13 protein-coding genes are annotated in these 13,992 nt (G+C 64.3%); all 13 read right to left on the minus strand.

Features of this window, described 5'->3' with window-relative positions; all coding sequences use genetic code 11:
• Positions 1-14 precede the first annotated feature (14 nt).
• The 13 genes from LRK53_RS18790 to traL all read right to left on the minus strand — a co-directional run bounded on the left by LRK53_RS18790 (position 15) and on the right by traL (position 13,844).
• Positions 15-3,404: a hypothetical protein gene (locus LRK53_RS18790; protein ID WP_235642701.1), complete on the minus strand. Its 3,390-nt coding sequence runs from the start codon at positions 3,402-3,404 to the stop codon at positions 15-17.
• Positions 3,405-3,470: 66 nt separating this feature from the next.
• The gene (locus LRK53_RS18795) at positions 3,471-4,553 is read right to left on the minus strand and encodes a TraU family protein (RefSeq protein ID WP_235642702.1); all 1,083 of its coding nucleotides are present in this window, start codon (positions 4,551-4,553) and stop codon (positions 3,471-3,473) included.
• A complete protein-coding gene (locus LRK53_RS18800; protein WP_235642703.1) occupies positions 4,546-4,749 on the minus strand; it encodes a carbon storage regulator in 204 nt (67 codons plus the stop codon). The genes LRK53_RS18795 and LRK53_RS18800 overlap by 8 nt, the downstream gene beginning before the upstream one ends.
• A 1-nt stretch (position 4,750) precedes the next feature.
• Positions 4,751-6,028, minus strand: a complete 1,278-nt coding sequence (locus LRK53_RS18805) for a TrbC family F-type conjugative pilus assembly protein (protein WP_235642704.1) — start codon at positions 6,026-6,028, stop codon at positions 4,751-4,753.
• On the minus strand, positions 6,022-6,546 hold the full coding sequence (locus LRK53_RS18810) for a S26 family signal peptidase (protein ID WP_235642705.1): 525 nt from the start codon (positions 6,544-6,546) through the stop codon (positions 6,022-6,024). Before LRK53_RS18810 ends, LRK53_RS18805 begins: the two co-directional genes overlap by 7 nt.
• Positions 6,530-6,913, minus strand: coding sequence for a hypothetical protein (locus LRK53_RS18815; RefSeq protein ID WP_235642706.1), 384 nt, complete (start codon positions 6,911-6,913; stop codon positions 6,530-6,532). The genes LRK53_RS18810 and LRK53_RS18815 overlap by 17 nt, the downstream gene beginning before the upstream one ends.
• On the minus strand, positions 6,910-9,339 hold the full coding sequence (gene traC / locus LRK53_RS18820) for a type IV secretion system protein TraC (RefSeq protein WP_235642707.1): 2,430 nt from the start codon (positions 9,337-9,339) through the stop codon (positions 6,910-6,912). The genes LRK53_RS18815 and traC overlap by 4 nt, the downstream gene beginning before the upstream one ends.
• Before the next feature lie 68 nt (positions 9,340-9,407).
• On the minus strand, positions 9,408-9,785 hold the full coding sequence (traA, locus tag LRK53_RS18825; RefSeq protein ID WP_235642708.1) for a TraA family conjugative transfer protein: 378 nt from the start codon (positions 9,783-9,785) through the stop codon (positions 9,408-9,410).
• A 15-nt stretch (positions 9,786-9,800) separates the two neighbouring features.
• Positions 9,801-10,556 carry a TraV family lipoprotein gene (locus LRK53_RS18830; RefSeq protein ID WP_235642709.1) on the minus strand — a complete coding sequence of 252 codons (756 nt, stop codon included), beginning with the start codon at positions 10,554-10,556 and terminating at the stop codon, positions 9,801-9,803.
• An 85-nt stretch (positions 10,557-10,641) separates the two neighbouring features.
• Positions 10,642-11,928: a TraB/VirB10 family protein gene (locus LRK53_RS18835; protein WP_235642710.1), complete on the minus strand. Its 1,287-nt coding sequence runs from the start codon at positions 11,926-11,928 to the stop codon at positions 10,642-10,644.
• Between the two features lies 1 nt (position 11,929).
• Entirely contained in the window at positions 11,930-12,925 is a 996-nt protein-coding gene (locus LRK53_RS18840; protein ID WP_235642711.1) for a TraK domain-containing protein, read from the minus strand.
• Positions 12,926-12,942: 17 nt separating this feature from the next.
• Complete coding sequence (locus LRK53_RS18845; RefSeq protein WP_235642712.1) at positions 12,943-13,557, minus strand: TraE/TraK family type IV conjugative transfer system protein; 615 nt, start codon at positions 13,555-13,557, stop codon at positions 12,943-12,945.
• A complete protein-coding gene (traL, locus tag LRK53_RS18850) occupies positions 13,554-13,844 on the minus strand; it encodes a type IV conjugative transfer system protein TraL (RefSeq protein WP_235642713.1) in 291 nt (96 codons plus the stop codon). The genes LRK53_RS18845 and traL overlap by 4 nt, the downstream gene beginning before the upstream one ends.
• Positions 13,845-13,992: the final 148 nt, after the last annotated feature.

Raw genomic sequence — 13,992 nt, forward strand, 5'->3', positions numbered from 1 at the left:
GATCTACCCGCCTCCTACGGGTTTGCCCACGCGGGCACCAGCGCGTTCGTCGTCTGGGTGTTAGTTGATTGAGTGGCGGCGGCGCCGGCCGGCTCGCCGGTGTACTCCCAGTCGGTCATGACCGCGTTGGCCTTCGCCTGAGTGGCCAGCGACTTGTTCCGGGAGTAGGACTCTTCATCCCGTTTGTCCGGCGAGGTGCACGAGCCGTCTAGGCAGGCCTGGTTGCCTGAGCACGTGGTCACCTCGGAAACGGTGTGGTCCGTGACCGGCACGCCCTTCGTGCATGCGTACTGGTTGGTCTCCACGTAGCAGAAGCCGTTGGAGCCGCGGCCGCCGTCGGCGCAATCTGTCGACTTGAGCTTGCAGGTGGGATCCTTCTCGAGGTCTTCGCAGGAATCCGGCGAATCGGCGTCCTTCGGCGGCGCCTCCACGCAATGGCGCGTGCCGTCATCGTCATCCCAGCAGACCGTGCCCTCGGTCTGCGTGATGCCCTGGCAGTCGTAGTGGAGCGTTGCCACCATGCACGTGCCGCCGTCGCCGTCGAACAGCGGCGGCTCCTGCTGCACAACCTCGGCCGGGATCACGCCGCTGGCGACGGTAATCGGCGCGCGGGTGTCACACGTCCAGTAGACGCGGCAGAACGCATCGCTCTGCATGTCGCACTTGCCATCGTCCTTGATCTCGAAGCCATAAACCGGATACCCGTCCATGTCCCACGTCAGCGTGACCTTAGGCTGCCCAGGGGGCTCATCGGCCCAGGAGTCGCGCGTCGTCTCGAAGACGGCGATCCAGCCATTGGCGTAGGTCGGCGGCTGGACCAGCTTCACGGTGACGCCGGTGATCGGCAGGGAGACCACCCATTTGAAGTTGTAGAGCTCGCGCGTGATAGGAAGCACTTGGTCGGCGATCGACACCGAGGTGCGCTTGCCTCCAGTCCCCGCGCACACCTGGTCATACTCGGCGTTGAGGCAGCTCTCGGCTTCGCCCGGGTACAGGTCGCCACGCCCGCCGGCAATCAGGTCGCTATACGTCAGGGGGATGCCGTCGTCCGTGGTGCCCGGCACTTTCTTGGTGCACCTCCAGACCATCTTGCAGCTGGGGCTCTCCGGCGATGCGTTGCAGTCACCCGCGTCTACGGTGCCGGTCGCGATCTTCTGCTCGCTCAGGACGTCCCAGGTCATGTGGATGTGGGGCTTCGCGGGGGTTGCAGCGCCGTTACCGGTGTACTGGCGCGTGACCTTGAAGGACGCCGTCCAGCCGTTCTGCAGCGTTGGCGCCGACACGAGGCCAACGGCCAAGTTCGTGTCCGGGTTGGTCACGTACCACTTGAACGCTGAGATATCCGTCGTGCCCGCCGGCAGCAGGTCGCCGATCCCGATGCTGGTGCCAATCGACGACGATCCGTTGCACACGCGGTTCAACTCACCCACCACGCACGTGTTCGGCGCGCCGGGGAACAGAGGTGCCTTCGTCGCGGCCAGAGTGGTGGACACCGCCAGACCGTTGATCGTCGTCGGGGCGTTCTGCGTGCACGTCCACTTCGTCGGACACGCGGCGCTGCCCGTATCAGCACAGTTGCCGGTGTCGCCCACGCCGACGTCCGTGGTGGACGTCGTCACGCTCCACGTCATCACGATGTGGGGCTTCTGCGGCACGTAGGAGAAGTTCGTGCGGCTGACCTTGAACCCGGCCACCCAGCCATTGGCCTGCGTCGGCGTCTGGGTAAGGGTCACCGTGACGCCGGGCTGCGGATTGGTCACGGTCCACTGGAAGTTCGTCACCCGAACGGCGCTGATCTCGCCCGCGGCGGCCACCGGAATGACGAAATTCGCGAACGTGGTGAAGAGGTCAGGATCCGCGGCACGACGCAGCAGCGAGCCATAAGTCGCGCCCGTGGGAACCTTGTCACCGATCGAGATGGACGAGCCTAAAGCAGCTGTGCCGCCGCACGTGCGGTTCAAGTTTGCGACCACGCACGTCGATGGCGCGCCGGGGTACAGCGGTGCCTTGCTCTGAGCCAGGGCGGCGGTCACCGTCTTGCCGTTTACCGTGTATGGCGCGCCTGCCACGCAGGACCACTTGGTCGGACACTGAGAGCTACCGGGATCACCGCAGTTGCCGCTGTCCCCGACGGTCGCCGTCTCCGATCCGACGTTGTAAAAGACGCTAAAGCTGTAACCGTTGTTGTACTGCGTGAGGAATTTCTGAGTCCAAGACACCACAGACCCGTGCAGGGCAATATTTGTAATCGAAACGCCGGGGTCGTGACTGAGTATGTATCGGTTAAACACTGTACCGCGTGGAACGGGATTTGGATTGGTAATCGAGTTGTATACAGACAGATCGACCGACTGGTTCGTAACTTGGCCAACCGGCGCGGGAGCGCCGAAACCCGACATATGGCTGATCACTAAATAGAACGTCGACGCTTCCGATACCGAGCCCGTGACGCCGATTGTGCGGGTACACGAGAGCCCACCCATTTCCGTGCTGATCGGCAAGTCGCCCTGCGCCGTCCCCGTCGAGGTCGCGCTCGTTGACCCAGCCGTCATCACCCGTCGACACGACAAACCCCCGGTCTCAGTCGTGATATTGAGGTCGCCGTCGCGGGTCTGGTGCAGGGTGTCGCGGTAGTAGTGCGCGGTGGTCTTGCGCGTGCAGACCTGGCCGGTCGTGCCATGCTCCACTAGCAGCTCAGCTGTCTTGGTGCCGGGCTGGCGCGGGATCGACACGGTGCCGACACGGGTGCGCTTGCAGATATCGCCCTGCTCCATGGGCGTCAGGATCTTCTCGCACGTCTTGTAGTCGGTGATGTAGCCCTCGGTCTCCACCGGCGTGACGACGGTGGTGTCCTTGCAGTCGGAGAACGCCTCACCGAGCACGTTGCCGTTCTGTGCATCAGACAGGGTATCCAACGATCCAGTCAGGGTGCCGTCGTTGGCCACCTGTTCTTTCGTGACGGACTTATTGGTGGCCGATGCATCCACCGTGCTGGACGCCTGCTGCAGGACGCTGGTGCCGTTGGCCGACACAGCCTCCTGCTCGTCGTAGGTCTTCTTCAGCTGCAGCAGGTCATCGTGCGTATTGGCGTCCTCGAGCTTCTTGACGTAGTCCTTGTCGGCCGTGGTCGACCCAGGCACCAGCCGATTCATGTCGATCTGGGTGCCGTTGATGTTGGCCACGCCCGTGCCCGCCTCGCCGCCCTCCTGGAAGCCGACGTTCGGCTTGGCCGAAAGCAGCGCGTCCCCGTCCGAGCTACCGCTTTGGGTCGCAGTCGTCGTCGCTTGGGTCGTAAGAGGCGCGACGGTCGGCGTCGTGTCCTGCGCGGACGCGACACCACCCCCGAAGCAAACGAGGGCAGCGGACAGCGCCACGGCGATGAGTCGGGCCGGTGGAATACGCACGGTCGATAATCCTTTCTTCTGTTCCGCGATAATCAGCTTGCTGTGCTTTCAATAACCCCTATGGGATCAGTAGAAAGTCATGCAGCATTCTGTGTATTCCCACGACATAATGACGAAGTCTTCGCCTTTCACCGGAATGTTTCGCCACTCGCCCCATTCAAACGTGCTCGCGCCCAGCCAGTGATTACTTTTCTTTTCGGGCATCGGGTAAAACTGCTGGAGCTTGTATTGCTGCTTGGGAATAAGAACGTCGATTTTGTTCTTGCACACCGCGCTGTTGCCGTAGCTCTTCCGCGCAAGGGTGCGACGATGGAGCGCCGCGATCGCGCGGAACGTCAAAAGCGACGTGGTGCGCGGCGGACTGTCGTCATCGATCACATTGCCGCTGAATGGGTAGGCGTGCCCCCAGGTTCCGGCACACCAGTACAGCAGCCGGATCGGCTTGCTGACCGTCGCCGCCACCGCATCCGCCGCGCACGCGGCGATCGCGATCGGGTTGGCGAAGAGCTTCGACTCGGGCGCGGTGTAGAACGACAGCTCGTCGTCGTTCCACGTCGGATCGATCTCGCTCAGGTACATGATGTCCATGTCGTACCCGCCCTTGCCCGTACAGACCGAGCCGATGAGCGAATCGAGCAGGATGTTCACCGGGTACGCCCACCAGTGCCAGTTGTAGTAACTCCCTTCCGACTCGTGGTGGCCCTGGCCACCGGGTTCATAGCCGCCCCACCGCGCCAGGCCACTGACGCCGAGCTTGGTCTTCTTCTTGATCAGCGCCTTGCCAAAGACGGGGCTGCACCAGGGCTGACGGACCATTTCGAACAGGTGCCGCGGCTGCCAGTAGCCCAGCGTGATACCCGGCGACGGGATGCCGAACGTCCGACCCGGGCACAGGCAGAACGGCGCCGCAGTGTCGTCGGGCGTCTGGCCGCCACCGATGGGAATGCCCATGATCTTGATCGGGAAAAAGCACTTCCAGCACACGTTGCGGATCATGGCGCCAGAAAAGAACTTCGAATCCGGGCAGGTCGCTGAGGTTCCGGTGACGTCGCTGGCGTCATCGGCGGAGGCCGTAGTCACGCCGCCCAGCAGAAGAGCGATGCCGAGCATGAAGTGCCACAGACGGGGGCGCGCGATCGCCTTACGCATCTGCGCCCGCCTCCATCGGCTCGTCCATCAGCTCGTCGCGAATGATCGTGACGTGGGGTGCCGCCTGGAAGCGCAGACTGCACTGGCCTCCCTTCACGAACACAACGCGCACGTGCAGCTGCTCGTTGGATCCGTCGCCTCTGGGTATATCGATGGTCACGCCCTGACCCCGCCTGCGCGTCAATAGCAGCGCCATCTCACTTCCCTCCCTGGTGCACGGGCACCTCAGTCACAACGAATCGAGTCTTGGTCGCCGTCACCGTGCTGGGGATCCGCTCCAGGTGGAACGCATCGCGCACTGCGCTGTTGAGCATGTAGACCGGGTGGCTCATAGCAATCTCCATGTCCACGTAGCCGTCCGCACCCTTGTCGCGATCGATGCTGGTGGTGATCAGCTTGACCTTGGCGCCGGCGGCGTCCGCGAGCGCCTTGCGGGCGAACGCCACCTGCGCCGGGTCCGTCGCGTCGTAGATCACCAACGTCTGGTGAAAGCCGATGGACTCCAGCGGATTGAACGTATCCCCAGCTCGTGCGATCACCTTCCCGTCCGGCGTCACGATGTCCTTGGGCACAACCACCGTCGGGTCGATCTCCCGCACGCGGCGCATGGTGGCCAATGGCAGCTCGGTGAACGGCGCCTGCTTCCAGTAATTCTCGGCGGCCTTCGTCTTCCAGGTCTCCCAGTCGAAGTCGCGCGCCTTCTGCTCGAAGGCCTCCAGGAGGTCGATCTCGGCCACCGGGTAGGTCTGGCCGCGCGCGCCCAGATCGCCCTTCGCGCCACCTCGAATTTGCTCATCGATCCACGACGGATCCAGCACGCCGCGGACGCTGGCAACGACTTTCCCGCTGGCGTCGAGCTTCTCCAGCGTCGGCACTGACGTCACCTTGTGATCGGTGAAGACGGTCGGGTCCACCTCGACGTTCGGGATCGGCTCGCCCTTCGATGCCTCCTCCTTGACGTAGGCGCCCAGCACCGCCTGCAGCTGCGACACCGTTTGACCTTCCAGCGGGCCGCGCAGCACCAAGACCATGTCGGCACGGCCCGCCGCATAGGTCATTGCCTCGCGCAAGCCGCCCTCCCCCATCGCCTGGGAGACGTAGAGGCGGTAGGTACGCACCTCCGTGGGGCGCGCAGCGACCTGCTGCCCCGAGGAGTCCACTGGCGACGGCAGGTTCATCGTCCGAGCTGCGTCAGCCAGCACCTTGCGCATGTCGGCCGGCGAGCTGTCGACGATCGACTGCAGCGCCCCGCCATTCGTCGCCTTCTGCGCCTTGACGGCGGCGTCGGCGGATTCCTGCCAGCCGGACCCAGCATAGGTCTCCGGGCGGTCCACCGCGTCCGCCGCGCGCTGGAGCGCCGCGCGGTCACTGGCGTTGACCGACGCGGCTGCCGCCGGCGCCGTCTGCGCTCCGGCCACCGCCGCGTGCACGGCGAGCGCGAGGGCCGCAACTGAGATCCACCGCAACGTCACCATAGCGGGCGGGCCTTAGCGATGACCTGGGCCGTGGGAATGAGGCCCCAGTAACGGCCGTCCCACGAGCGGGATTCGGTACCCAGCATCAACACCTGCCCAGCGGGCACGGTGTAGTCCTTCGCGACATCCGACATGCCAACCTTTCCTTTTTCCATGACTGAGGGGTTGAGCGGCCCCCAGTAGCGTCCGTTGATCGAGATCCCCTTGCTGTCCACGTGGACCTGGTCACCGGCGATGGCCGCCGCGTACTTGATGACCTGTGCGCCCTCGGGCATGAGCGGGATGTGGCGTGCGCGATAGGCGTAGATCCGACCGGCCTCGACAACCTCCGGCCGCTTCTGTCCGACGGCGTAGACCTTCCACGGCAGGCAGCGCGTCGCCTGTGGATCGAATCCAATGTGGACGAAGGCACCTACGCCCTGGATGAGTGCGATCCAGGCGATCGCCACCAGGCACGAGAGATTGATCGCCTTGGCGCGGCTCCAGCGGGGCTGGGTGGGCTTACTTTGAGCCGACATCGGCACCTCCCGTCCGGCCCGTCTCTTGCGGAAGCCGTGCCTCGTACTCGGCTGGGAACGCGTACACGTAGGAGGTATCGAGAACGATGTAGCCGGCCGAGCGCAGCCGTCGTGCCGCGTCCTGCACCCGCGCCACCGAAGCGCGCAGGTCTTGATCGGTGCTTCCCGGGTGCAGCCCGGCCTGCACCTGGGCCTGGATATCCATCACTGCAATCCGCGGGCGCTCGGCAAGCTCGCCGGCGAGGCCGGTGACGCCGGCGAGCCGCAAGGCAACTGCGGCGACCACGACGGGCCAACCGAGTACCACCGCCCAGCGCGTAGCGCTCCACGACCCGCCGACGGGGGTCTGGCTTGTTGGGATATTCATGCTGCGGTCCTCCGGCCTTCTCCGCCGCCCTTGCGGTCGCGGATCACCGCCCAGATCGCCTCTTCCAGCGTCATGCCCGCCTGCTGGTAGCTCGCGATGGCTGCCTTGTCCTTCGCGTGTGACGAGAACATCAGGGTGTTGAACGGCGACTCGACCAGTCGGCCGATGCCGGTGCCAAACGGCCCGAGAATGAGGATCTCGGAGTATTCGCCCTGGACCGTGTGCACGGTCTCGAGCAAGCTGTACTCCACCTCCGAGAGGGACAGCCGTCCGTTCTTTTTCGCGAGCGAGATCGAGTCGCGTTCCTGCGCAAGGAGTAACTTATGCGCTGAGTTTTCGACGATCGCCGCCGAACCCTCGTTCTGATAGAAGTCGTTCACCGACTGGGTGCAGATGCCCGCCGCGGCGCCGAACTTACGCAGCTGGCGGTACCAGCTGATGATGAAGTCTTTGGTCTCGCCCGTCGCGATCAGGTTGAACGCCTCGTCGATCAGCAGCACCTTCGGCATTTCGACCGGCAGGTTGTCCATGCCCTGCTGAATCTGATACATCAGCTGCAGCAGCACGACGCGCTGCAGGTGCTGACGGCCAGTCAGCTGCTGGAGCTCCAACACGACCAGGCGGTTGTCGAGGTTCACGTTCGACGGGCCGTTGAAGTAGCGCCCGTACTGGCCCTTGGACGTGAAGGGAAAGAGCTGGTGGCCAACGTCCTGCAGGCGCGTGTCCGGCTCAGCCAGCAACGCCGCCTCAAGGTGGTCGATCATCAGCTCGTGTTTGTAGATCGCCCACTGTTCCGTCAGGACGCGCTGGACGCCGGGGCTCTGGTACTCGTCAAAGCCGCCCTTCGGCGCGGCCATGATCTGCAGAATGCCGAGCAGGATCTCCACCTCGTCCTCGAACACCTTCACGATCGAGAACGGGTTGATGCAGATGTCCGAATCCGGCTCGAACTCGATGTACTGGCCGCCACGGTCCAGACAGGTCTTCTTGTAGGAGAAGCCCTTATCGATGATCCACGCGCGCCCGCCGACACTCATGAAGTTGCTGACGACGGCATTGGCCAAGAAGCTCTTGCCGGAGCCTGACTTCGCCGCGATGACGAAGTTGTTGTTCGAGTCGGTGTCGTAAGGGGACCACGGCATCAACTGGCCGTCGCGACTGATCAGCGTCAGCAGCGGCTGACGTGTGCCGCGCCAACTCCCGATCACTGGAAGCATCGGCACGATGTGCCGCGTCGCGTAGGTCCGGTACCGCGTCAGGAACTTCTGCACGCTGGCCTCGGCTGCAAAAGGCAGCAACTGGGAGAAGAGAGGCTGGAGTGCATACCGATCCGGCAGCGCCTGGAAGCCCAGCGTCCGCAACATCGCTTGCACGTCGCCAGCGGCCTGGATGGCCAGATCGTTCGTGCGGCTGAAGACGGCGGCGCCGAGGTAGGCGTAAACGATACGGTCGCCGCTGTCGAACGCCTCGACCATCAATCGAAGGCTCTCCGCCCGTCGGCCGTACTCGGGAACGAACCGAGCAAGCGGGCCGCTGGCGTTCTTAGTTGCCCACCCGAAATCGTTGGTCAGCGCGCTGCGGCGCGACTCATGATCCGGGTAGAGAATGTTCACGGTGTAGAGCACCGGATCGCGCATGGCCTTGGTGCCACGCATGATGTCGCCCATGTAGTACTGGGCCATGCCCGGGAAGAGCGAGTCGGGATAGCGCTTCACGCTCATCACGCGAACGTGGGCGTGCTCGCCCAGCTTGATCGCGTCAGCGCTGTAGTCGATCGCGGTGTCCGGATCGAGCAGCTGGTTACACAGCAGCACGTCGTCTTCGCACTCAGCAACGGCGGTCCGACGCCAGATCGCCTCGGGACTGTGATTCAACAGCGACTCCATGAAGCGCACATACAGGCGGTCGGTGAGGCGACGGAACGGCAGGCGCACCGCCTTGAGCGCGGCCTCGAAGTTCTGACGCAGCTCGCGCAGCTTCTGCAGCTGGGCATCGCTCATCGGACCGGTGCCGTTGGGCAGCGAGACGCAGATCACGACCTGCAGCTGACGCAGGCGCGCGCCGGCAACCTGACCAGCCGGCTCGAGCGTCAGCTCGCGCAGGTAACGCACGCGCTCGGACGACATCATCTTGAGCGTGGGTTCCTGCTCGTGTTTACGCAGCTCGTTGAAGTCCCAGATCGTGGACTCAATGTCCGGCGACGCGTAATGCATGATCTGCAGTAGCGCGCCGGTCGGGAATGGAACGTTGAGGAGGGTATTGAGGGCCTCCATGGTCGACGTATCGATGCCGGACAAGGGCGGCGAGATCGCGCCGAACCCGATGCGATCGGGCGAAATAACGAACAAGCCCTCGTCGACATCGAAAGCGTGGACGACACCAAATTGGCGAATCAGCGCCTCCTGGCGCTCAGCGTAACTAGACACGTGCCCTCCAATCCTGCGGGAATCGTTGAAAGGGGCCGGCCCCGAGCGGGCCGGCCCTTGCCTTCGCGTCAGATCGCGAAGCTGAAGACGGCGTCGATGATCTTCGGCGCGTAAGCGAGTACCGCAGCGAAGCCGATGCCGATGGCCAGGGCCATCAGAGACTGCTTGACGATGCCGATGCCCATGCCGACGCCGAAGGCGGCGACGGCGATCACCTTGCCGAGAGTGCCTTCCAGCCAGTTGCGGATCTTGTCGTAGATGTCCTGGAACTCCGCGCCATCCGTGCCGGCAAATGCGGTGGCACTGACGAGGCAGAGCAGCAGGATCAGCAAGCCGTACTCCGAGACGAACAACGTCGCGCGGTCGCCGTACGTCAGCTTCTTCAGCGGCTCCTGCGCCGCGTTGTTGGAGTCGGCCTTGGCCGGGCTAAGAGTCATTGCGTGCATATCGGGAATCCCTGGTTATTCGCCACCGTGTGATCCCGTGCGGTGTGCCGTCGGAGTGGCTTTACCAACGCCAGCCGATGCGTCCTGCGCCGCTTCCTTACCGGGGGTTCCAAGAAGACGGAACAGACCGGAGTCGTCGGCCACGCGCTGCGCGACCGACCACTTCCGAGGCTCAATCTCCGTGAAAATGAATCCACTCATGTGCAGGTCACCCGCGTCGTCCTCCCAAGGACGCAGGTAGATCCGCATGATCTTTGCCGCCTGACGAAACGCGTCGGGCGAACCATCAGCGCCAAGCGCCGGCACGCCGGGGCGCGGCCGGGCGGCTGCAGGTTGCCGCGCCAATGTCGGCGTTGGCGTTGTCGCAACACGCGCGGTCCCAGGTGCCACCACCGCCAGCGTGGCCCCGTCCAGCGCTAGCGCTGCCGGCGGCACTTTGGCGTGACCTCGGCGAACCGTGGCAGGCGCGCGGTGTTCCGCAGCGCCGACCGCCCCACCATGTACCGGCTCGGCGATGACGGAGGCCTGCGCCGGCTCAGCTCCCGCAACTTTTCCCGCGGACAGACCCTCGCGCGATAGCTTGGCCGCCTCCTTCGGATCGATGCCCTTGATCTCGTCGGCGTGGTTCGTCGCCTCGTAGACGTCCATGGGGCTCATGCAGGTGACGCCCGTCGGATTCGGGCAGGCGAACTTGGTGCCGCCGGTGGCGGCGCACCCCGAGAGCAGGCCAAGAGTGAGTGCAGCTAATGAGAGGTTGCGAAAAGCGGACATGCGTGTCTCCTTGACGTCGCCATGATGGGCGAGTTCTACCGGCGCGAATCAGGAAAAGAGGCGGGTTACGAGGGCGCGTTTCGCGCTACTTCACGACGCCCATTTGGGCGCCTTTGACCAGCATGAAAGTGACCTTCTGGCCAGCGTCGACCTCGACCACGGGAAACATCTGGTCGGCCATGTCGAGGTAGTACTTCGCAATGCGATCGAACGCGGACCCGACGCCGCCACCAACGCCCTGCTGCAGTGCCTGGCCGTAGTCCTGTTGCTCCGCGCCGAAGTTCAGCCGGTAGTTGCTGCCGCTGAAGGCCTGGGCAATGCTCTGCATCACACCAGCCGCGGCGGCCTTCGCGATGATCTGGCCCTGTTTGCTGACCAGCCGGCCGCGAATACCCGCCTTGCCGTCGGGGCCAATCGCGACCATCTCCACCGGCACATCGATGACGCGCTTATCGCGGCGAATGCACGAGATGTTGGTCGAGCGCAGGTATGCCCGCTCACTCGCGAGGTCACCGTGTCCTGACGCGACAACAAAGCACTCGCGTACGTCCGCGCGATACCTATTCGGCAGGACCGCGGACGCCTTCACACGAAAGAGCATCGGCAACGGATCCTTCATGGCCTGCCGGCCAGTGGGTGCGTCCATACCCGTGATGCTCACCACCTGCATCATCGAGCCTGACGGCAGATACATGGTCGGCACGCTGGTGTCAGGGGCAGATGCCGGCTTGTCGTCGCCGCGCGACGCCGCGGTCCCGGGTACCGACGGAACGGCAGGACGCGTGGACATGCCGCTCGGAGCATCCGACGCGGCGTCTGCCGGCACCGAAACGCCGATCTCGCGGATGCCGCCGCTGGCAGCGCCTGTCGGGCGCAAAGGCTGCGCGGGACTCGAGCCTGCCATCGGAGCCAGGTCGCCGGTGCTCGGAGCGACCGGTGCCGCAGATGCTGCCGGAGTTGCCGCAGGGACGCCGCCCTGCTGCATCGCCTGAATCTGGCGACGGAGCTCCGCAAGCTCCTCCTGCGTCCGTTGCGCGCTCTCACGCTCGGCACTGTTCTCTCGGTGGTGTCGCTGGGCCTCCTGTTGCTCACGGAGCTTGTCGACGGACTGAGCAAGCTGCTTTTGGTCGCGCGCCTGCTCGGCCAGACCCGTAGCCAGACCCGTAACGCCGAGGTCACGCGCCGCGCCTGCGGGCATCAGCTCGTTCGCCATCCGCGTCTTGACGGCACCTGGCGCCGACGCCCTGGGGGACGGCGATCCGAAAATGAAGGTGCCCAGCAGCATCAGCATGGCAACGCCGACGCCCCAAACCACGTACTGCTTATGGGTCGCACTGAGTGCCTCCCATCGCTTCCTGGGATTGAGCTCCATATCAGCGCCCCTCCTTGACCAGCACCGGACGCGACTCTCCGCCGACGTCCTCCACCGGCGCCCGAATGGCGACGTAAAGCTCGGTCGCCTCACCGGGCATGAGCCTGACGCGCGGCCACGCGGCGGCGGCGATCACGTCGTCACCGCGGCATCCAGCCTCCACCACGTCCACGGGCACCGGCTGCAGGTTGGTTACGCGGGACACCACGACCAGCATGTTGAACCCGGTCATGAGCTGGCGAGCCTCGACCTTCAGACCCGGCATATCGCATCGCGCGCGTGCGACCGAATCGGCATCTGGCCGGCCGAACGAATAGCCGTCCGGTACCTTTCCGACCGCCAGCGTCCGAAAGAGATCCTTGACGGTTTCGGTGAATGGCTGATCCGTCTCCCACCCGCGCGCTGTCGCCCGATCACCTGGGCGCGTGATCACCGCTTCCTCAGTGGCGTGTGGGTAATAGCCGGGCACCCGCAAATCCACGCTCACCGGCGGAATGTCCGCGGGCACCATGGAGACCACGACCGCGAAGGCCGGATCCGGTTTGTCATAGAGGATTACCGACACAGGCTCAGTCGAGTCCGTCTTTACGTAAACCACCCCAGAAGGATCAACGCTGATATCAGCCGAACTGGAGGTGGTGATGGCGGGGGTCTTGAAGGGCACCACCAGACGGTTGATCTGGGACCGTGAAATCCCGAACACGGTCGTCACGCCTGGCTTGACCGTGAGAGTCGGCGGTGGCGCGTGTACCGACGGCGAGTGCGACTGCGGGACGCTCCGCTGGACGGTTCTCGGTGCCGGACCGGTGAGACCCGCGACAGCCTGCTGCTCCTGGGCGGTGAGGTTCGGGCGCTGCGCCGGCGCATCCTGTGGCACCCCGACCGTCGTAGCCGGTGGGTTGAGCGGCTGAACGGGAAGGCCCGGCGTCACCTGGGCAGCTGCGATGGACGAAACGGCGATCGCGCCGACGGCCACGATAGTCTTGATGCAGGACATGGGCATCCTTGCTCTCCTCATTGTTTCTTGTCACGAGCGGCGAGTGCCGCGGCGCGCTTCTGGCGTTCCTCGAGCGGGCGCCACGGCCCCTCGTAGACGTCCAGGTTCGTCATCACGACGTGGTAGTTGCGAACGCGAATGCCGAACTCGAACGTCTGCACAAAGCGACGCTCGTTTTGTCGAAGGCCGCGGATCGTGTACTCGCCGGTCACGACAACGGTGTCGTCGGCCAGAGTGAACACATCCGTAGGGCTGAATTGGATCGTGACCTGCTCTTCCTTCACTTCCTTCGCCTGGGTGGCGATCAGCTGGCGCACGTGCGCGCTGATGGAGGTCGACAGGTTTCGAGCGAGCTTCTTGTCGACGAAGTCGGCGGTCCGCGGCGTCACGTTGCCGAGCTGGTCGGCGAAGTACATCGCCCAGGACTCCTTCACGGCATCGCTGGCGTCGTCGACCATGACGGTGCCCTTCTCGGTCAGGCCCGGCGGGATCTCCACGATGATCGGGTCCTTATTCAGGACGAAGATGGAGAGGAGCAGCGTCGTCGCAGCGAGGAGGATCATCACGAACCGACCAAAGCGGTTCTCCAGACGGGTTGCATCCCACGAGGCCAGGTACTTGGAGCGCTTCATGCGGGGAAGATCCTCCGCACAAATGGGTTGACCACGGAGCGGACCTTGGCGCCCGTGGAGGCCATCCCGTACCACCAGAACATGTGTTTGATATAGCCGTCCGAACGCGACTCTTTGTACCGGTTGAAGTAGTAACTCAGAGCGATGCCAATGATGATCGAGAGCATCAGCATGTTGAGGAAGATGCCGAGACCGACGATCAGTAGAAACGGGATGGCCTGGTCGACCGTCCACAGCAGAAAGCGCTGAGGTGCATCGACGTGGCGCGGAAGCGAAACACGTTCCATGGGGGAGGCTCCAAGCGTTGGAGCGCACAAGGTAGAGCGACACCCTTCATTCGGACCCTCGAAACAGAGCCTCCTGCACCCCTTGTTTCGGTCGAGGGCTTCACCCAAAAAAAAGCCGAATCCAGAAGGATTCGGCTTGATCGGTCGG

The sequence above is a fragment of the Rhodanobacter thiooxydans genome, assembly GCF_021545845.1.
Lineage (GTDB): Bacteria > Pseudomonadota > Gammaproteobacteria > Xanthomonadales > Rhodanobacteraceae > Rhodanobacter.